The sequence below is a fragment of the Listeria costaricensis genome (assembly GCF_900183385.1).
GTDB lineage: Bacteria > Bacillota > Bacilli > Lactobacillales > Listeriaceae > Listeria > Listeria costaricensis.
The window spans coordinates 1-18,545 of the sequence record NZ_FXUT01000026.1; the positions used below are offsets into that span (position 1 = coordinate 1).

20 protein-coding genes and 1 pseudogene are annotated in these 18,545 nt (G+C 44.8%); 7 read left to right on the forward strand and 14 right to left on the reverse strand.

Annotated elements, in window-relative coordinates:
- Positions 1-383: 383 nt before the first annotated feature.
- From CS921_RS14345 to cls, 3 genes and pseudogenes are all read right to left on the reverse strand, one after another.
- Positions 384-947: a GNAT family N-acetyltransferase gene (locus CS921_RS14345; protein ID WP_099225070.1), complete on the reverse strand. Its 564-nt coding sequence runs from the start codon at positions 945-947 to the stop codon at positions 384-386.
- 103 nt (positions 948-1,050) lie between these two features.
- Positions 1,051-1,893 carry a hypothetical protein gene (locus CS921_RS14350; protein ID WP_099225072.1) on the reverse strand — a complete coding sequence of 281 codons (843 nt, stop codon included), beginning with the start codon at positions 1,891-1,893 and terminating at the stop codon, positions 1,051-1,053.
- Between the two features lie 82 nt (positions 1,894-1,975).
- Positions 1,976-3,496 (reverse strand): annotated as a pseudogene (gene cls, locus CS921_RS14355) (cardiolipin synthase).
- A gap of 247 nt (positions 3,497-3,743) precedes the next feature.
- Between cls and CS921_RS14360 the strand changes: the two are divergent.
- The 4 genes from CS921_RS14360 (at position 3,744) to CS921_RS14375 (ending at position 6,688) form a co-directional block, all read left to right on the forward strand.
- Positions 3,744-4,682 (forward strand): metal ABC transporter substrate-binding protein, encoded by a 939-nt coding sequence (locus CS921_RS14360; protein ID WP_099225074.1) that lies wholly within the window; start codon positions 3,744-3,746, stop codon positions 4,680-4,682.
- Between the two features lie 13 nt (positions 4,683-4,695).
- Positions 4,696-5,403, forward strand: a complete 708-nt coding sequence (locus CS921_RS14365) for a metal ABC transporter ATP-binding protein (RefSeq protein WP_099225076.1) — start codon at positions 4,696-4,698, stop codon at positions 5,401-5,403.
- Entirely contained in the window at positions 5,349-6,158 is an 810-nt protein-coding gene (locus CS921_RS14370; protein ID WP_099225078.1) for a metal ABC transporter permease, read from the forward strand. Before CS921_RS14365 ends, CS921_RS14370 begins: the two co-directional genes overlap by 55 nt.
- A gap of 263 nt (positions 6,159-6,421) precedes the next feature.
- Positions 6,422-6,688 (forward strand): CD3324 family protein, encoded by a 267-nt coding sequence (locus CS921_RS14375; protein ID WP_099225080.1) that lies wholly within the window; start codon positions 6,422-6,424, stop codon positions 6,686-6,688.
- Between the two features lie 65 nt (positions 6,689-6,753).
- On the opposite strand, the gene CS921_RS14380 is transcribed toward CS921_RS14375, so the two are convergent.
- Together CS921_RS14380 and CS921_RS14385 are read right to left on the reverse strand one after the other, a co-directional pair.
- A complete protein-coding gene (locus tag CS921_RS14380; protein WP_099225082.1) occupies positions 6,754-7,407 on the reverse strand; it encodes a cyclic nucleotide-binding domain-containing protein in 654 nt (217 codons plus the stop codon).
- Positions 7,408-7,607: 200 nt separating this feature from the next.
- Positions 7,608-9,239, reverse strand: coding sequence for a LapB repeat-containing protein (locus CS921_RS14385; RefSeq protein WP_099225085.1), 1,632 nt, complete (start codon positions 9,237-9,239; stop codon positions 7,608-7,610).
- Positions 9,240-9,581: 342 nt separating this feature from the next.
- Between CS921_RS14385 and CS921_RS14390 the strand changes: the two genes are divergently transcribed.
- Positions 9,582-10,232, forward strand: a complete 651-nt coding sequence (locus CS921_RS14390; RefSeq protein ID WP_099225087.1) for a FusB/FusC family EF-G-binding protein — start codon at positions 9,582-9,584, stop codon at positions 10,230-10,232.
- Between the two features lie 218 nt (positions 10,233-10,450).
- Here CS921_RS14390 and CS921_RS14395 read toward each other — a convergent pair whose 3' ends face one another.
- The 3 genes from CS921_RS14395 to CS921_RS14405 are packed head-to-tail and all read right to left on the reverse strand — an operon-like array spanning position 10,451 to position 12,793.
- Positions 10,451-11,161, reverse strand: coding sequence for a DUF1963 domain-containing protein (locus CS921_RS14395; RefSeq protein WP_099225089.1), 711 nt, complete (start codon positions 11,159-11,161; stop codon positions 10,451-10,453).
- Positions 11,162-11,199: 38 nt separating this feature from the next.
- Positions 11,200-11,610, reverse strand: coding sequence for a hypothetical protein (locus CS921_RS14400; protein ID WP_099225091.1), 411 nt, complete (start codon positions 11,608-11,610; stop codon positions 11,200-11,202).
- Between the two features lie 16 nt (positions 11,611-11,626).
- A complete protein-coding gene (locus CS921_RS14405; RefSeq protein ID WP_162921788.1) occupies positions 11,627-12,793 on the reverse strand; it encodes a GNAT family N-acetyltransferase in 1,167 nt (388 codons plus the stop codon).
- A 150-nt stretch (positions 12,794-12,943) separates the two neighbouring features.
- On the opposite strand from CS921_RS14405, the gene CS921_RS14410 reads away from it, so the two are divergent.
- Positions 12,944-13,570, forward strand: coding sequence for an FMN-dependent NADH-azoreductase (locus tag CS921_RS14410; RefSeq protein ID WP_099225095.1), 627 nt, complete (start codon positions 12,944-12,946; stop codon positions 13,568-13,570).
- A gap of 70 nt (positions 13,571-13,640) precedes the next feature.
- On the opposite strand, the gene CS921_RS14415 is transcribed toward CS921_RS14410, so the two are convergent.
- Complete coding sequence (locus tag CS921_RS14415) at positions 13,641-14,360, reverse strand: glucosamine-6-phosphate deaminase (protein WP_099225097.1); 720 nt, start codon at positions 14,358-14,360, stop codon at positions 13,641-13,643.
- An 82-nt stretch (positions 14,361-14,442) separates the two neighbouring features.
- On the opposite strand from CS921_RS14415, the gene CS921_RS14420 reads away from it, so the two are divergent.
- Complete coding sequence (locus tag CS921_RS14420) at positions 14,443-15,177, forward strand: MerR family transcriptional regulator (RefSeq protein WP_099225099.1); 735 nt, start codon at positions 14,443-14,445, stop codon at positions 15,175-15,177.
- An 87-nt stretch (positions 15,178-15,264) separates the two neighbouring features.
- On the opposite strand, the gene CS921_RS14425 is transcribed toward CS921_RS14420, so the two are convergent.
- The 5 genes from CS921_RS14425 to CS921_RS14450 form a co-directional block, all read right to left on the reverse strand.
- Positions 15,265-15,549: a metal-sensitive transcriptional regulator gene (locus tag CS921_RS14425; RefSeq protein ID WP_099225101.1), complete on the reverse strand. Its 285-nt coding sequence runs from the start codon at positions 15,547-15,549 to the stop codon at positions 15,265-15,267.
- A complete protein-coding gene (locus CS921_RS14430; RefSeq protein WP_099225103.1) occupies positions 15,528-15,824 on the reverse strand; it encodes a rhodanese-like domain-containing protein in 297 nt (98 codons plus the stop codon). Before CS921_RS14430 ends, CS921_RS14425 begins: the two co-directional genes overlap by 22 nt.
- Positions 15,824-17,476 carry an FAD-dependent oxidoreductase gene (locus tag CS921_RS14435; RefSeq protein WP_099225105.1) on the reverse strand — a complete coding sequence of 551 codons (1,653 nt, stop codon included), beginning with the start codon at positions 17,474-17,476 and terminating at the stop codon, positions 15,824-15,826. Before CS921_RS14435 ends, CS921_RS14430 begins: the two co-directional genes overlap by 1 nt.
- On the reverse strand, positions 17,473-17,778 hold the full coding sequence (locus tag CS921_RS14440) for a rhodanese-like domain-containing protein (RefSeq protein WP_099225107.1): 306 nt from the start codon (positions 17,776-17,778) through the stop codon (positions 17,473-17,475). Before CS921_RS14440 ends, CS921_RS14435 begins: the two co-directional genes overlap by 4 nt.
- A gap of 503 nt (positions 17,779-18,281) precedes the next feature.
- Positions 18,282-18,545 (reverse strand): LPXTG cell wall anchor domain-containing protein (locus tag CS921_RS14450; RefSeq protein ID WP_162921789.1); only part of this gene is annotated, 264 nt, incomplete at its 5' end.

The following is an 18,545-nucleotide window of genomic DNA, read 5'->3' on the forward strand; positions in this document are numbered from 1 at the left end:
AGTAGCACACTCATTATAACCATCGTACGTTTTCTCACCATTACACCTCTATTTATAAATTTTTTTACATGTAATTTTCAATACATACTTAATTAAAATAATCTTACTACTCTTTCAATTCTACTTTTTCTTTCATCAGCACTTATCCGAATTTATTTTGTGAACATATTGTGAACCTTCGCTTATTTTTCCAACCTCAATTCCCCTTGCAACTGCCTGAATCACACAAAAAAGCCGCTGGAAGCCATGTTCCAGCGGTGCTGTCAGCAAAATAAAATGTGAAAAATGATGAGTACATCACTTTTGGGATAAGCTCACAAATCTTCATCTTCCAAAATGCCCATTCTTTTGATGCTTCCTTGTAAGAATTTTCCTAGTTATCTTTATAAATAAAGTTGCATATGCTCATACAAGTGTGTACCAATCATGATCTCTTCTGTCCGTTTAAAGCCAAATCTTTCATAAAGCCGTTTTGCTGCTGGATTTCCGTAATCGCAGTTAAGCCCGATCACCTGTGCACCGGCTTGTTTCGCGATTTCAGGCAAAGCAGTTAACAAAGCAGTTCCAACTCCCTGCCCCCGAAATGCGGGACTTGCTACGATCGAATCTAGATACCACTCTCCCGGAAAAGTTTCTGCATCTGTAAAAACCGGTTCGCGAAATGCCAATCCTGTTTTTTCCGCGGCAACTTGCCAAGGTGCCTCAATTTTCGGCTCAATCTCCCCTGGATAACCTGCTACAACACCGGCAATTTGTCCTTCTCGATCATCTACATATAAATGCTCGTAAAAGTAACGATAGTCCGGTAGCAAAATAGCTTGTTCCAGTGTTTCTGCCACACGTTCCTCTGTCTCCTGCTGCAAAATTGGCAGCTCCATGTCTTTCCAAATAATAAGCAGTAGTGGGGCAACAGCCGCTGCATCTTCTGGCGTTGCTCTTCTAATCATTTTATCAAACTCACTTTCCTCAGAAAACTAATTACCATTAGTTAAATAATACTAAACTTATCCATGAAACGCAAGCGGAATTTAGGCTACTTTTTGACAATCGTTATTCTTCAAAAATTCCCTCTGGATAATCATACAGAATCCGCTTAAATACACCATATGAGGAGAATTTAGGCAGCCATTCCTCGATACATTCATTTTGACAAATTTTGTAAGCTTTCTTAAGATTAACTCGCTCGCCCCAACCATAAAGGCTGATCATCATTCGGGCCCAAGCCTGTGATTCTGGCTCCATCATTCCGATGATCATTTTTTCCGTATAGCCTTTCTCAATAAGCCTGTCATACCACTTTACAAGGCCTCGCTCATCCATAGAACGAATATAAATATCCAGCATATTATACGCAAAAGCCCCTAGCTCCATTCCTGCATCTGCCGCCTTCAAATAATAGCTGCACGCCAAATCATGCCGAAGTTCTTCCTCACCAAATGTAAAATTATCCCCCCAATAATAAAAATTGGCCATCACATATTCGGCAAAGAAAAAGCCTTCTTCTGCTTGCTGTTGTATCTTCTGCCATGCTTCGGTAAATGCATTGGGATCTTCTGAAACAAGCGCTTCAATGGCCTTTTTAGAAATGCCGCCAGAAACCCGCAAGGCTCCATTGATGATTGCAAACACACTTCTCTGTTCAAAACTTTGTCTTAAAAGCTGGTACCCCAATGAATCGTTCTCATATTTATTTCCAACTGTCACATGCGGCACATACTGCTCACCAAAATTCGTTCTTGCGAGAAAATATAATGCTTCTGCATCGCCTTTTTCCGCTTGCTGTTTCAGAATTTGAACGGCTTTCAGATAATTTCCCTCATACCCGTCCTGACTCCAAAATTTAGCCAGATAAAGCAGCTCGACCGCTTCGGTTAATTCCTTTGAAAGTAGCATGCTGTTCATTCCTCCGTTGTAATATTTAAAAAAACGAACCATCGCCAGTAGGAAATGATTCGTCTCATATTGCCGCCAAATGCTATAAAATTGGCGACATTAAACTGGATAAATTTTCTTTCATTTTCGTATAAAATGATTTTTGGCGAAGCTCTTCTCTTGTGTGTAGCCTGCTAACCTTGAAATCATTCAGGAAGTCCTGCTCCATTTTTTGCAGAGCTGGGTCCCTGTCGTATAGGAATACCATCAACTCATGATTAAGCCGGAAACTCCGAACGTCAAAATTGGCGGTTCCTACCGCGCCGCGATCCCCATCTACCAGAATCGTTTTGGCATGGATAAAGGAGTCATCGCGATAGGCGTACATTTTGGCCCCTGCATCAAGCATGGTTTCAATGTTGGCGTTACTGCCATGGAAAGAAATCCCGCGGTCGCCTTTCCCTGGAATGATCACACGAACGTCGATGCCACTCATCGCCACACGCCGCAAGACCGCCAGCGCTTCCTCATCGGGCACAAAATATGGCGAGGCAATCCAGACTGATTTTTTCGCTGAATCGATCAAATCCAAAATCGCATCGCGCACCCATTTCTCTTTGTCATAGGGACCGCCATATACGACTTGCGCCCAGTCTTGCCCTTCCGGCTTCGGACTAAAGTAGCGCTTGATGCCCGCGTCACTCACAAACAAGTCGGCCGATCCGGCTCTATTTTCCATGTACACCCAGTCAATCAAGAAGGATTCCTGCAATTCGAGAACAGCCGGGCCGCTGATCATAATGTGCGTATCGCGCCAAACGGCAAAATCCGGCGTATTGCTGCGATATTCTTCCCCGATATTCAAGCCGCCAGTAAAGCCGACCTGTCCATCGATCACAATGATTTTGCGGTGATTGCGCAGATTGGCTGTCCGTGCAACCAGCACCGAGCGAATCGGATCGAAAGCATGGATATGCGCGCCCGCCTCTTTTAGCGGTTCGAGGAAATTTTCATGCATGGTCTTGGCACAGCCCCAGTCGTCATACATAAAACGGACTTCAACCCCCGCCTTAGCCTTTTCAATCAAAATATCACGGATTTCTGTTCCGAGTTCATCGGATCGATAAATATAATATTGAATATGAATATGGTCCTGCGCTTCTTTCAATGCGGCAATGATTTTCGGAAAAGTCTCTTCCCCATTTGTAAGAAGTTCCATCGCGTTCCCATTGACCGGCTTGATGCCCGTCAGTGACCAGATGTTTTTGGAAATCTCAGGCGGATTTACCCCTAGATCATGCCCTTCAAGCTGATGGACCTCATCAATGATTTTTTACATTTCGTTCGTTTGATTATGATGAAAAATGCGATTTTGCGGATTGCGACCAAAGAATAAGAAAATAAATACCCCAAAGATCGGCAACACAAAAATAACGGCAATCCACGCCACTTTTGAATTCGTTCCTCTTTTATCCACAAATATCAACCGCAGCGCAATGATCATCCCAATGATTTCGATAATAATTCCGGCTACATATAAAATCATCTCTGACCACTGCTTCAAGAAAATGCCTGCCGCTAAAATAAGCAAGACCAGGATCAGAAGCTGAAATCTCTTTTTCATATTTTTTCCCCCTTTTTAGTTTTTTCTTAGTATACCACTTGCGCCTTCTCCCTGACTACTTCTAAAAGACAACCGCCGATTTTTATAATTTTTTTACTTGACCATCTTTTTTAGTTGTGATAAAGTTTTAATGCAAATCGAAATGATTACGATTTACTAAATTGGAAAGTACGCATAAAAATCAACCAGATTAGGCCTATTTTATAAATCGGAATAATTACGTTTAAAGAAGGGAAGATTACATAGTATGAAAAAATGGTTTTTAATGGTAGGAGCAGCATTTGCACTGGTTCTTGCCCTTGCAGGATGCTCGAACGCTTCACAGGACTCTGCCGCAGATAAAAAATTATCCGTCGTCACCACTTTTTACCCGATGTATGACTTTACGAAAAATGTCGCTGGCGATCAGGCGGATATCTCAATGCTCATTCAAGCAGGCATTGAACCGCACGACTATGAGCCCAGCGCCAAGGATATTGCCAAAATTGAACAGGCCGACGTCTTCGTTTATAACAGTAAGGACATGGAAACGTGGGTGCCCAGTGTCTTAAAAAATCTGGATACGAAGAAAACGACCGTCATTGATGCTTCAAAAGGAATTGACCTGTTGGATGCTACCGAGGAAGAGGATGAAGATGATCATCAAGATGGAGAAAACAAGCAAGCCCATGATCCGCATGTTTGGCTGAGCCCCGTTCTGGCACAAAAAGAGGTCGCCAATATTGCCGCCGGTCTTGAAAAAGCAGATGCTAAAAATGCCAAAACCTATCAGGAAAATGCCAAAACGTATACGCAAAAGCTGGCAGAACTGGATCAAGATTATCAAACGGCTTTCAAAGATGCCAAAAATCGCACCTTTGTGACCCAACATGCCGCATTTGCCTATTTAGCCCAGCAATATAACCTGAAGCAGGTGCCAATTGCCGGACTATCGCCTGACCAGGAGCCGAGTCCGAAACGCTTGGCTGAACTGAAAACCTATGTGGCAGACCAACATATCCCCGTGATTTATTTTGAAGAAATCAGCTCGCCCAAGATCGCCAAAACGCTGGCCGATGAAGCTGGCGTTAAGACAGCCGTGCTGAACCCGCTGGAAGGCCTGACCGCTGAACAGGAAAAACAAGGCGAGGACTATATTTCCATCATGCAACAAAATCTGGAAGCACTAAAACTTTCCATTAAGTAAAGGAATCTGATCAATGAATTATATTGACGCGCAATCACTCTCCTTTAAATATGACCGTGAAACCGTCTTGGAGGATATTTCGCTCCACGTGGCACCCGGTGAATTGGTTATTCTTACAGGTGAAAATGGAGCTGCAAAAAGCACCCTATTACGACTTTTGCTTGGCATGCTCAAACCGCTCTCCGGAAAAGCTGTCATCAGCCAGTCGAACCGGTTCGGCCATAAACTCGTTACCGGCTATGTGCCGCAGCAAGTGGCCGCCTTTAATGCCGGCTTTCCCACCACCGTCGAAGAATTCGTCCGTTCGGGCCGGTTCCCACAAGGGCGCTGGTTCAAACGCCTGACCGCAGAGGATCATGCTCATATTGAAAAGGCCTTGGAATCGGTCAATATGACGGATTTTCGCAAAAAACGAATCGGCAGCCTGTCCGGCGGTCAAAAGCAGCGCATCTGTCTGGCACGCATGTTTGCCTGTGATCCCGATCTGCTGATACTTGACGAGCCGAGCACCGCCATGGATAAAGCCAGCCGCGACCAGTTCTATCAATTATTGCAGCATGAGGCCCACGCCCATCAAAAGGCCATCCTGATGGTGACGCATGACAGTGATGACCTAACCGGAATTGCCGATCGTCAAATCCACCTCGTCAGAAAGGAGGATGTCCCGTGGAGATGTTTCTCTTTGGATTCATGCAGCGCGCATTCGTCAGCACACTCTTGATCGCCGTTCTGGCACCGCTCCTAGGTACCTTCCTGATTCTCCGGCGGCAGTCGCTTCTAGCTGACACATTGTCGCACATTTCACTGGCAGGTGTCGCACTTGGCTTTGCGATCGGCGTGAGTCCCACCTGGACGACCTTTCTAATTGTCATACTGGCGGCCTTCCTGATTGAATATCTGCGGTCCGTTTATGCCACTTATTCAGAAGTGTCAATCGCGATCCTGATGGCTGGCGGCCTGGCCGTGGCGCTCGTCTTGATGAGCATCAATCAGGGAAGCATGACGACAAGTGTCGATCAGTACCTGTTCGGCTCGATTGTGACGATCACCCGGACGCAGGTCGAAATTATTTTCCTGCTGACACTCATTGTTGTCTGCTGCTTCCTCTTTTTCAAGCGGCAAATGTACGTGCTGACATTTAGCGAGGAAATAGCTCAGGCGGATGGTCTGCGAATTCGGCTCCTGTCCACCTCATTCAGTGTGCTTACCGGGCTTTCGATTGCTGTCATCATGCCAATTGCCGGGGCACTGCTCGTTTCAGCGGTCATGATCCTGCCGGCTGCGATCGGCATCAAAATCAGCCGCACCTTTGTGAGTGCAATTCTCGTGTCCATTCTGGTCGGCCTGATCGGGATGGTGCTCGGACTCATCACCTCCTATCACCTGGGAACACCACCCGGAGCGACAATCACGCTCTTTTTCATCGGAATGTTCATTCTTGTGCAGGGCGCCATGGCCGTATCAAGAAGCACCTAAGCAAATGCGGGAAGCAGTGACAAGACTGCTTTCCGTTTTTTCGTTTCACCGCTCGGACTCCTTTACAAATAATATCCCTTTGTATTATAGTTAGGAAGAAGTAAGGAGGTGGCCGGCTTGAAAACAGCTGATACTAAAGCGTTCCATGTAAAGCCTTTTTCTAGTGTGGCGATACTTTACGTGGGGTAGAAAATTTTTGATCATCGCCCAAAAAGGCTTTCTATTTTATTATTGCATCTCAAATAATAAAGGAGCGAGCCAAAATGAGTTACCAAACAATCGAAGAAATCTTACCAAAACAGCTGATTTCGGAAATTCAAAAATATATCGATGGTGCGTCCATTTACATTCCGGCCAAAGAAAAAACTAGCTGGGGCGCTAAAAACGGGACGCGTCAGGCACTTTCAAAACGCAACGAAGAGATCAGAGCGGCCTATCAATCGGGCATTCAGATAGCAGCGCTTGCTGAACACTATTTTTTAGCTGAAAGTACGATTCGTCATATTATTTACAGAAAAACTGGCAGCTGATACAAAAAAGCGAACATATTGTAAATCCCTGATAACACAAGGACTTACCGTATGTTCGCTTTTATTTATTCTCCCAGTAGAAAATTCAATTTTTCCATATTGACGTGCCAGCAATGGTTGATCTTCGTAATCGCGCCTATCTCCCGCAAAGCTGCCAAATTACTATAAAAAGCACTGCTGGAAATGGTGCTGTAGTTTCGCAGGACAGTTGTCGTAATGCAGCTTGGGAGAATGTAAACGTCCTTTTCTTCTTCTTTGATGATGCTTTTGATGATCCCCTTTACAACATAGGCAAGTCGATGTTTGACATTCGACTGTAGGTAAGAGATGGATTCTGCTTTGTAGAAAAAAGAATTCGCCAGCTTTTTCGTCATAAAATATTGGAAGCCATAATTCTCAGGAAAAGTAAGCACATACTGGATATCCTCTATCCGATATCTGTAAAGCGTACAGGCCGACAAGGTTTGGTAGTTGAGCGGAATCGTATCATCTTCAACCAATTGAGCCATCCCTAAAAAACATCCCTCTCCCACCAAATTCATAATGTTTTCCGGCTGATTTTGACAATATCCAGCGACAATGCCAGAAATAATCAGCGTCAAGTAACCATCATGAACAGAAATGCTGCTTCCTTTTTCAGGAATGTTTTGTTTTATTACGGGTAAATGGTTTTTTTCCATCATATTTATGAATTCTTTATAAGAGAATAAAGCTTTCATTTTTCTTCCTCCTCCGATGTAATTGAACCTTTCCTTATGCGATAAAAATGAACCCTGTCATTCTATACTCCGTTTCTCTTTTTCAACTAACTGGCCGAAAACGAATAAAACTGTAGACAAAGGACTGAATGCTTTGTCTACAGTTAAAAATTTACCAGTCACCATAGTACTTGGCTTTACATGAAGCTACTGATCAGATCCTATTGTCTTCTTCTTTTAAATACAAGGACACCGCTAGCTAAAATTAGCAGAACGCCAGCCGCCACCCAGTAATTGCTCGCCTCGTCACCTGTTTTCGGCAGTTGTTGACTTGCTTTTATATGACTCGCCGTTGTAGCAACAGATTTTACTTCTTTCCCATTTTCAGCAACCATCACTTTGCTGCTGCCTGATGGGTCTGTCGTTTTTCCTTGACCAGATGTAGCTGCTGCATCATCATTTTCCGGCACTGTGATAATTTCATCATTATTATCCACTTCTGGTGCCACTCGATCTTCCGTGATGTGCACAACTACTTGTACGGGTTCAGCTGCCATGCCATACTGATTTTCAGCAGTCAGCGTGACCACATAGTCCCCCGGTTTTGAAAAATCAACAACCGTTTGGAAATCACTCGCAAGTGGAGAACCATCTGTGCTTTTCGCTTGAATCGCCGCATAAAATTCTTCTACAGTTGGTTGGCTACCCTTCGCATAACTGACTTCCGCATTTGCCTCAATGACAGGCGCTGCGACTTCCAAATTGATATAAGGTATACGAACCCCACCAGTAATGGCGCCATCCTCAGAGTGAAAGTAGTAGTAAAGATAGCCTTGATCAGCCAAGCTCGACCAGACAATTTGATTGGTCTCAGGTTGATATACACCTGCACCTGTATTCGTTATGGCCATCTTTTTCCCAGCTCTGTCTATTGCGCTGATCTGATAATTCAAGACCCCATTAATCGCTTGAACCTGTGCCGCTGAAGTGCCTTGACCCTTGGCAGAAAACGTAGTCACTGATTCTGGAACATTTGAAAAGTCCATGATCTGATTGTCATCTGCTATCACAGTCTGTAATTGATTGCTTGCAGATAAATCCAACGAAGTGAGTCGATTTTCATTGATATATAATGATTTTAAACTTGTATTCTGAGAAAAATCTGTCTGGCTGATGAGATTTTCCACCGCATGTACCTCAGCCACATTTGGATTATTACTTAAATCGAGACTGGAAAGCCGGTTGTTATTACAGAATAGCTTAACCAACAGAGGATTGTTAGATAGATCCAGATTTGTAAGATTATTATCGGCACAGTTAAGTGACACAAGTTTTGTATTGGCACTGACATCCAAGCTCGAAAGTCTATTGCCATTACAGTACAATGAATAGAGTCCTGTTAGATATTCCACCCCCGTCATATCGGTTATCGATTGATTCCGAACATCCAAGCTGTCTAACGTGGCTAGTTTTTCACGGGTTACTTCTTCGTTTGGCGAAGCATAGTGCAATTCATTTGCCACCGCTGCCGCCAGCCGAGCATCTGGAAACCAATCATTGAATGTCTTAGCTTCTTCCGATGTATTTTTCAATACTTTACCAGAATTATTCGTATGATCAGATACAAATTCCACATTAGAAGAAGCAGTTGATTCATTTCCTGAATGCTGACTTTCCTCTAACGATTTCTCTTCAACCACTATACTTTCCTCTTGCGTTTCTTTTTCGGTAGCTGTATGTTCTCCTTGGACCGTTTCTTTAGACGTATCAACATCCTCTGCAAAAATTGCTAGCGGATTCGCCATCAAACTTACACCAAGTAATGAAGTTAAAACAATTTTAGGTGCTTTCAATTTCCCAATCTCCTTTTTAAAATATTTAACATATTAAGAGTAAACTTATATTTTTATTATACATAACCATAAAGAAGTGTTACTTCCAAAACAGGAGTAAAATCGCTTAAATTGTGTCTAAATTAAGAACTTTTTCAGACTATATTCATATATATTGTAATAAATACACTAATTTCATGTTATGTATCACAAAATCCTTATATTGTATGCAAATTTTTTTCCACGAAAAACACTTTTCTCTGCTAGTAGTATTTTTCATAAATAGAGTAAAATCATTTAGAAACATTTTTACACTTTTCACGACTTCCTACGCTTGTTACAATAAAAAACGAGGTGAAAACGATGGACGCATTCATTCAGAATCATCAATATAATGAAATCATTCGGCAAGCAAAACACGTACACAACACGCGCCATACGGTCAACGATGATAAAGTGAAGAAGGAATTTTCCTTTTACTGCTTCGATAAAATTTGTGGATTATTTCCAGCGCGCGCAAAAGAACAGGAAGATTTACTCGCCTGGATATTGAGCATTGAAACGGAGCAGGACCTTCTGCATTACCAAGAAAAAATAAGGGAAGCCGTGATCCCTTTTCCACAGGTTACAGATCAAACGGCGAAAAAGCTGTTCAAGAAAACCAAAAAACTGCATTTTCCAAAAACCACCCCTGAAACTTTTGAGCAGCTCAGCTATTTTTCTTGGCTGGATACTTCCAGTGGTAAAAAATTCCTGATTGCGGAAATCGATGGGGAGCTAAAAGGACTTGTCGGCAGTTTTCTTCCCTATAATAAGAAGAGTATTTGCCATTTTTGCCATCATGTTGCAGATGTTGGTCTTTTCACGATCGATGTCAAAACAAACACGAAACTCCAAACCTATAAATCACTCGGCAACTATATCTGCAGTGACAGTGCGTCTTGTAATCAGCATTTGACGGAACTGGACGGACTGCAAGCCTTTTATGATTATGCGAAAAAAACGTCAAATTAAAACACCCCGACTCGTCAAAGTTTTCTCTCACTTTGGTGGGTCGAGGTGTTCGCTTTATTTTGCCTAGAAATTCATTTATTTTATAAAAGCGCTTGCTCTGAAATGCATTTCATACCTTATACTGAAAAAGAGCTCTTAACAGAAAAAGATGGCCCCGTTCTGCGGAATGTTATGAGAAATCAGCATAACCGCAGCAGTGACCATCTTTTTATTTTCGCTTAAAAGAAATCGCAGTGAACCTCCCAGTCCTGTTTGACCGCATCATAGTAAAAATAGAAACTGCCATTATCCACAATCCATAGACCGGATTTTTCATCTGTTGAAAGTTGCAAAACGAAGGCAGTCGAATCTGGCAAGCAAGGTCCCGGCTGTATGTAAGCCGGATAGCCGCCGATTTTATGCCCTGCATGCGCATAATAATCCCCCGCAATGTCCTCGAAATAATCTAATCCCTGTTGTTCTTCCAGCTGGACAATCGACTCGCGGACAGCAAAAGGAATGTCATTGCTGTCCCAAACTGGAAACTCCTCTTTTCGCTCCTCTAAAACGAGCGGGAATGCATCTAATTCATTTTCATTTTGCCAATTTCTGGCTTCCAGCTTCGATACAGATGGATAGCTGCGAATCACAAAGTAATCACGCCACGCCTTATCTGCACCACTCGTAAAAGCCGCCGTATCCCAAAATATCGTTATCAATTTCATTTCCCGCACAACTTTTGGCACTGCAGGATGATCGGGAAGAAAAATGGTCGCAAGAGGCGTTAGCAGCTCCTGATCATCACCTACTGGCCACGTTTCATCTTTAGCTGCCCATTTTACAGCACCAATCCAGCTTTCACCTAATTCAGCTGTCGGCCGGATTCCACCTGTTTTCAAAATAAGTGTTTGCTTAACAAGTTGTTGTTTGATTTTCTCTGTTTCTGTCATCGGGCGCACCTCTTTCTAGTTAAATTTTAAGCAGCTTTTCACAGCAAACGAAAGGCGTTCTTTTCTCCTTCGATACTTGGCATAAGCTGGTAGAGCGCTTTTAGTGAAGCCGGATCGCGACTTCCAGCCAGAATCTCGGTGAAATACGGCATGACGAGCAGTGCGTAGCCATTTTCTTTCGAGACGATCGCGTAACCGCCTTGATCCTCCACTTCCAAGAAAAGCCAGTGCCATTCAAACGCCGTCCGAAGCAGCTCACCAAAAAACAATCCGTACCTGTAAGCCGTTTCTTCGATTTCCTCCTCCTCAAAAGAAGGGGCCACTCGAAGCTGGTCAATGAGCGCAGCTAATTTCTCTTCATTCGACTTGCCCTCGATTTGGAGCGACTCGCTACGTTCGATAAGTGCAGCCTGCTCTTTTTTTGTCAATTCTCTCGCAATGGTTGTCATCACTGTTCTCCCCCTATCAAAAAGTATCGAATAGCTGTGTTTCCCGTACAGGGAGAGCCGCCTCCCACTTTTGAATGGTCTCGGCCGTTCCGCGTAATTTTTCATAATAGGCTAATTTTGTGGGACGAATAAAACCTGTCATCATTTGACTAAACGTCTGGATATCTGTTTGCAGCACTTTTTCAGCGGGCACATGGTCGAGCCGCTCGACACCTTGCTCCGTTATCCGGTAGCAGCCGTTATTCCATTCTGCAAAGTCCTCACGAATCTCTAGATAAAGCGGCTCGGTCAGCGAATTAAATGGCACCCTTGCTAAAAACGGCTCGACATCCACAACTCTCATCATAAAACTAAGCGTCTCCGTAATGGCAAGATCGGTCGGATCCGTCAGCCACAAAGCCAGGTCGCGAATATTGCCGACATTCATGGCTTTCACCGTTTGGAACATCGACTGGTGGCTCTTAACGAACTGCCAAATGGCTTTTTCCGCTTCGATGGTCAGCGCCGCCAGTTCATAAATCAGCATGGTCTCCCCTTCAAATGTATAAAGAGCGTATCCTTGCGGGTGCCCCTCTTGATCCCGGTAAAGCACCGCTTCATGCGTAAACTCCCGACGTGCCAGTCTTGACCACCAAGCCGCATCTCTTACCAACATGCCGTTTTTTCGTTTTTGATAACGGTCATAAATCTGCCGGACCGCCTCGAAGGACTTATCATGATGCCCCGTCCGTTCAAGCGTCCCCGTATAAGCCTTGTCTCCCGGTAAATGAGCGGCACTAAGCTCCACCGCCACTTCTTCCGTAAAAAGCTCATAGCCAAATTTTCGATAAAACGGCACAGAAAATGGCCGCAAATAGGAGAGCAGCTGCCCCTTCTGCCGCATTTCCGCAAGAGAAGCATGCATCAATTGTCGAATCAGACCGCCACCCCGGTTTTCCGGAAAGCTGGCCACATATACAATCCCGCCCATCGCAAAATCTTCCCCATACAGGCTTGCCGTAAGCGGATAGGTCAGCACCTGAGCAAGCAACCTCTCATCCTGAAACGCCCCCAGTCGAGCGGCCCGATTCATCCAAAACATAAAATCCTCATCGCCGCCTTTTGCAGGATGACGAAAGGAGTAATCGCGAAGCTGCTTGATTTTATGAATCTCTTCTTCATCTATTGGTCGAATTTTCATCATATACATCCTCCTATCGCTCTTATTTTATCATAGCTGCGCGGCTTCCTTCATAATTTCCTATTACTAATTTTTTGTAAGCAGATTACTTGCGAGAACTGTCTCCTTTTCGCTACACTGAAAAAGGACGATTTAGTAGGAGGAATGAATTTTATGGCAAATGTTTTATTTATCAAAGCAAATGGACTACCAAAAGAACGCTCTGTCAGCGTCACACTGTATGAAACTTTTTTACAAAGCTACCAGGAGAACCATCCTGATGATGTCATTACGGAACTGAATTTATTCGAGGAAGAACTTCCCTATTATGACGGCGTGATGATGAGCGGACTGCATAAAGAAGCAGCCGGCGAAACACTCTCTGCCGATGAAAAACGTTTAGCGGACATTGCAAACGGCTACTTGGACGGATTTTTACAAGCTGATAAAATCGTCATGGCCTTTCCGCTTTGGAATTTCAGCATTCCCGCACAGTTTTTGACCTATCTTTTCTATCTCAACCAAGCAGGCAAAACGTTCAAATATACCCCAGAAGGTCCCGTCGGTCTTGTACCTGATAAAAAAGTGGCCCTTCTGAACGCACGCGGCGGCATCTATTCTGACGGTCCAATGGCCAGTTATGAAATGTCGATGAATTACGTGAAGAATGTGCTGAGCCACTTTGGCATCTCCGCACCAGAAATCGTAGTTGTCGAAGGTCACAATGCCCGTCCAGATCAGGCAGCTGAAATCATTGCGGCTGGAACAAAGGAAGCGGCCGAGCTCGCAAAGAAATTTTAACAAAAAAAGCAAAAATCGTATCTACCGCCCCAAATGGCACAGATAAGATTTTTGCTTTTTTAATAGCTGCTTAACGTGATAGTTCGCTTGCTGCTTCCTCGTCCAATACGACAGTAAAATTAGGATGCAGCTGGAAGATCGAAGACGGTACCTCTTCTGTCACAGGCCCTTGCAACGCTTTTTTGATGATCGCTGCTTTTTTCTTCCCGTTTGCAAACAGGATGACGTGTTTCGCTTGCATCACACTTTTCGGTCCCATCGTCACGTAGTTTTCCGGCACCTTTTCCGGATCTCCGCCTACCTCTTCTACCAGAATGTCAAACATATCTGGACGAGATTTCACTGACACAAGCCGCGTTTCATCGCCAAATTTGGTGACACCCGGTAAATTGCCGCAAAAATGACCATCTTCTCCAATTCCAATCAAAATGGCATCCAGGCCACCAACACTTTTCAGATAGGCCTCATGCTCTATATAGTTGCTTGTATCCAGCACATGGATTTGCTCTGCCGGAATGCCCGCCGGATCAAAATACATCTGCTTTAAATTACCGACTGTCACACCGAACTCCTCATCTCCAACCGGAATCTCATCAAAGTTGTAGTAGCAGACATTTTTCAGCGGTGCTTTTTCTTTCATCGCTTCGACCATCAGTTCATACATCCGCTTGGGCGTAGAACCAGCCGTAATCGCCAAATGAACCTGCTTATCCTGATACATTTTGCCTAAAAGCAGTTCCATCGTCGTTTTACTCATATTTTCGTAGTCTTTTTCTATAATGATTTTCATTTTTTTCACCTCTCGCTTTGAATTACTTCCACTATAAAGTGTATAGTAACTATAGAGTCAAGATGAAAGGACGACAATCCACATGGAAACTTACTTTTCAATCGGTGAAATGGCCAAAAAGAACGATCTCTCCATCCAGCGCCTCCGTTATTATGACAAAATCGGTCTGCTGGTGCCCGCCTACACCGATGCCGCTTCTGGCTATCGTTATTACAAACCCGAACAGGCCGAACAGCTCAGCTTTATTCAGGCACTACAATATATGGGCTTCTCGCTTCAGGAAATCAAACAATATCTAGAAAAAGAGACACCTGAAAATCTGCCCGCTCTGCTAACCAAATACCGAAAGAAGCTGGAAGAAGAAGAAATCCGCATCGCGCGTAAAAAGCGACTGATTGACCGCTACCAAGGACTGCTTGAACGTGACCCGGCGCAAAAGGGACCTGTTCGTACCGCCAGACTACTGCTGACCGCACCCCTTGTAACGCCCGTTCATTCGGCCATCTTAACCGATCTGAAATTTCATCAGGAAGCAAGGGAGCTGATCGACCACTTGGGACTCTCCAAAAGTTACCAGCAGTTTCTCGGCTATTTTATGGAAGACGGTCAACCCTATCTGTTTTTTGAGCTTGACCACTCGATTGGTGCCCCCGGAGAACGCTACCTGCTGGCCAGTGAACGCCAGCCATTTTGCGTGCCACAAGACTGGAAATGCCCCACTGACGGCGAAAACTATCTACTTCAAGAAACGGTAGCCCTCATCGATCAAGAACTAATTCGCGGCTATTCTTATGAAAAACAGCTGCATTTCAAGTAAAACACGATGCCCGTTTCCAGCCAGATGTGACCTGTCACCGCCTCGAACCGCACCCGTCGACCTGCTCATGCCAAGCGCCCCGTCCCCCTATCGACTTTTCACAAGCAGGTCGATCGCTTCCTGCACATAGCTATCTGTGTCCGGGTCAAGGCCAGCTGCCCGTTCCTTTTCGATACAAGCCGCCAGATTTTCCGCCACGACCAAGCCGATCGTCCGGTCAACACTCGTCCGAACCGCCGAAAGCTGCGTCACAACATCGCGGCAGTCCTGTCCTTCTTCCATCATTTTCAAAATACCACGGATCTGCCCTTCCGCACGTTTCAACCGATTTTTCATTTTATTGTCATAACTTACTTCACTTCGCCCCGCCATGCGCCCATTCCTCCCATCACATTCGTCACCTGATACCCTTTTTGCGCTAAGAATTCGGAAGCCGCCTGAGAACGACCTCCCGCATAGCAAATAATCATATAGGGCTGATTTTTGTCCAAGGTTGAAAATTGGTCCGCCAGTTCGTCGATCGGAATATTTACCGCTCCGGGAATATGTCCCGCCACAAAAGCATCCTGATCGCGCACATCCAAAACCGCCCGATCCTCCTGCTTCAATACTTGTTCTAATTCGATTGCTGTGATTGATTGATACATTATTTTTCGACTCCTTCTTTTGACACGCTTTGATAGAGACTAAAGCCGCCATCCAAATTTTTCACATGAAAGCCAGCATTTTTGAGTTGCCGTTCAGCAATATAGCCGCGCAGCCCAACCTGACAAGTCACAATATAATTCGTCTCTTGCGAAAGCTCCGACATCCGGTTCCGCAAATCATTCAGCGGAATATTCAGCGCCCCTTCAAAATGGCCATTCCTAAGCTCCTCGGGATTCCGAACATCCAGTAGAACAGCCCCCGCCTCCAGTTCCGCCATAAGTTCATGCCACTGAATGTTTTCACTCATGCCTTCCATCAAGTTCATCGCTGCATACCCCGCCATATTGACCGGATCTTTAGCCGAACCAAACGGCGGCGCATAGGTCAATTCCAGTTCCGGCAAATCAAACACACTCATTTCCGCCTTCAAAGCAGTCGCCAAAACGTCGATCCGCTTATCGACACCATTCTCGCCAACCGCCTGGGCCCCCAGCAGTTTCCCCGTTTGCGGATCAAAGAGAACCTTCAACAGAATCGGAACGGCCCCCGGATAGTAGCCCGCATGATTTTTCGACTGGATATGGACAGCCTGATGTGCCATCCCCATCTGCTGCAGCTGATGCTCATTCAGCCCTGTCGTCGCTGCCGTCTGCCCAAACACCCGCACAATCGCCGTCCCAATAAAGCCGCTGTTCGGCCGCGATTGTCCATTTAGAATATCCGCCGTGATCCGCCCTTGCCGATTCGCCGGAGAAGCAAGCGAAATCAGTGCATCCTTCCCGCTGACCTGATGCTTCACAACGACCGCATCGCCAATCGCCCAAACGTCCGGCAGATTCGTTTGATAATTTTCATTCACCACGATCGCACCGCGAAGCCCCGTCTCAATGCCGCTACCTTCCAGAAAATCAACTGCCGGTGTTACGCCAACCGCCAGAATAATTAAGTCGGCCGCAAGCCTCGTGCCATCATCTAGGCGAATCTGCCGTCCAGCCTCTAGGAACGCCTCAGCTGCCACACCCGTCCGCACCTCGACCTTATTTGCCACGAGCTCCCGTTCGATTTGAGCGGCCATTTCCGTATCAAGCGGTGGCAAAACATGTGGTGCTTTCTCGACAACCGTCACGTGAAGCCCTCTCTCTGCCAAGTTTTCCGCCATTTCGAGACCAATAAAGCCAGCACCAATCACAACGGCCCGCTTGGGAGCCTGCTTTTCCATATGTTGCATAATCCGGTCGACATCCGGCACATTTCGCACTGTAAATAAATTTTCCGCTTCATCGATGCCCTCAGCCGGCGGAATAAACGGTTTGGCTCCCGGCGATAAAATCAGCTTATCATAACTGACCCGCTCCGTTTGACCATTTGCCCGCACAACCACGACTTTCTCCTCTGGTAAAACTTCCGTCACCTCATGAAACGGCCGAACGTCTAAATTAAAGCGCGCCTTCAGCTGTTCCGGAGTCTGCACCAAAAGATCACTCCGCTCCGTAATTTCACCACCGATATAATAAGGCAAGCCGCAATTCGCAAAGGAAACGTACGGCCCCTTTTCAAAAATAATAATCTCCAATTCTTCATTTAATCTTCTTAATCGTGTTGCAGCAGACATCCCGCCTGCCACGCCGCCTACGATCACTACACGTTTCATGATTTTGCCCCACCTTTCGTAAGTCCTTGCCAAAGCATCATGCCACCTTTCACATTGATCGCCTCGACGCCTTTTTTCCTTAACAATTTGACCGCCCGCTTGCTGCGCATGCCTGATGCACAGATTACATACACCGGTTCTTCTGATTGAAAACTAGCCACTTGACCAAGCGGAATATTTTTAGCTCTTGGAATATGCCCTGCTCGAAACTCATGCGGTTCCCGAACATCAAGCAGTAACGGCTTTGCTGCCAACTTTTCTGCAAGCTCTGCTGTTGAGATGGAAGGTATTCGTTTAAACATTTGCTTCACTCCTTATGATTTTCATAATACCCCATAGGGTATAAAAGAACAATGAATCTGCTCAAAGAAAAATTTGATTTGCTCAGCGGAGATGTTTCCAGTTTTAAAATTCTCATTTATTTCTTAGATAAATAGAAGTGATTTCTAAGTTTTGGCGGTTAATATGAATATATCAAATGAAGGCAATCATTTTTTACTCCCTTTTTTAATGATTGTTTTCCCAAACTCCCTTTTTGCCAACATGGTCCCCTTTTCCATGTTGGTTTTTTATATGCTATAAACGGGCTCTACTTTTACCCTCTGCACATACGAAAAAACCGGCTCCCCCTTATTTGGAGAACCGGCTTTTTCGTATTTTGCTATCTTAAACCGCCTGAGCACCAGCAAACTGGCTGTTATAAAGATCCACATAGAATCCTTTTTCATCAAGCAGGTCTTACCGACAATCATATAAAAAGCTCTCCCCCAAAATTTCAAAACTATTTGCGAGGAGAGCTTTTTCGTTAATTATTTTTAGGATTTTTTGCTTTGTTTTTTCTTAACCAAGAGAACGAGAGGATCATTAATAATGCACCCAACCATCCACCTGTAGTGTTAGAAGAAGCATCTCCTGTTTTAGGTAAGGCAGAATCTTTCGCTTTACCAGTTGCATCCTTAATTTCTAACGTAGAATCATTCGCATCTGAACTCGTTCCATCACTGTAATTATGGGGATCGAGTGGAGCACTATCCTTACCGTCTGATACGCCATCTCCATCTGTATCTGG

Excerpts from the sequence above, each read along its gene's own strand:
- CS921_RS14345 (WP_099225070.1), bottom strand. The coding sequence starts at position 947 with ATGATTAGAAGAGCAACGCCAGAAGATGCAGCGGCTGTTGCCCCACTA.
- CS921_RS14350 (WP_099225072.1), bottom strand. The coding sequence starts at position 1,893 with ATGCTACTTTCAAAGGAATTAACCGAAGCGGTCGAGCTGCTTTATCTG.
- CS921_RS14360 (WP_099225074.1), top strand. The coding sequence starts at position 3,744 with ATGAAAAAATGGTTTTTAATGGTAGGAGCAGCATTTGCACTGGTTCTT.
- CS921_RS14365 (WP_099225076.1), top strand. The coding sequence starts at position 4,696 with ATGAATTATATTGACGCGCAATCACTCTCCTTTAAATATGACCGTGAA.
- CS921_RS14375 (WP_099225080.1), top strand. The coding sequence starts at position 6,422 with ATGAGTTACCAAACAATCGAAGAAATCTTACCAAAACAGCTGATTTCG.
- CS921_RS14380 (WP_099225082.1), bottom strand. The coding sequence starts at position 7,407 with ATGAAAGCTTTATTCTCTTATAAAGAATTCATAAATATGATGGAAAAA.
- CS921_RS14390 (WP_099225087.1), top strand. The coding sequence starts at position 9,582 with ATGGACGCATTCATTCAGAATCATCAATATAATGAAATCATTCGGCAA.
- CS921_RS14395 (WP_099225089.1), bottom strand. The coding sequence starts at position 11,161 with ATGACAGAAACAGAGAAAATCAAACAACAACTTGTTAAGCAAACACTT.
- CS921_RS14400 (WP_099225091.1), bottom strand. The coding sequence starts at position 11,610 with ATGACAACCATTGCGAGAGAATTGACAAAAAAAGAGCAGGCTGCACTT.
- CS921_RS14405 (WP_162921788.1), bottom strand. The coding sequence starts at position 12,793 with ATGATGAAAATTCGACCAATAGATGAAGAAGAGATTCATAAAATCAAG.
- CS921_RS14410 (WP_099225095.1), top strand. The coding sequence starts at position 12,944 with ATGGCAAATGTTTTATTTATCAAAGCAAATGGACTACCAAAAGAACGC.
- CS921_RS14415 (WP_099225097.1), bottom strand. The coding sequence starts at position 14,360 with ATGAAAATCATTATAGAAAAAGACTACGAAAATATGAGTAAAACGACG.
- CS921_RS14420 (WP_099225099.1), top strand. The coding sequence starts at position 14,443 with ATGGAAACTTACTTTTCAATCGGTGAAATGGCCAAAAAGAACGATCTC.
- CS921_RS14425 (WP_099225101.1), bottom strand. The coding sequence starts at position 15,549 with ATGGCGGGGCGAAGTGAAGTAAGTTATGACAATAAAATGAAAAATCGG.
- CS921_RS14430 (WP_099225103.1), bottom strand. The coding sequence starts at position 15,824 with ATGTATCAATCAATCACAGCAATCGAATTAGAACAAGTATTGAAGCAG.
- CS921_RS14435 (WP_099225105.1), bottom strand. The coding sequence starts at position 17,476 with ATGAAACGTGTAGTGATCGTAGGCGGCGTGGCAGGCGGGATGTCTGCT.
- CS921_RS14440 (WP_099225107.1), bottom strand. The coding sequence starts at position 17,778 with ATGTTTAAACGAATACCTTCCATCTCAACAGCAGAGCTTGCAGAAAAG.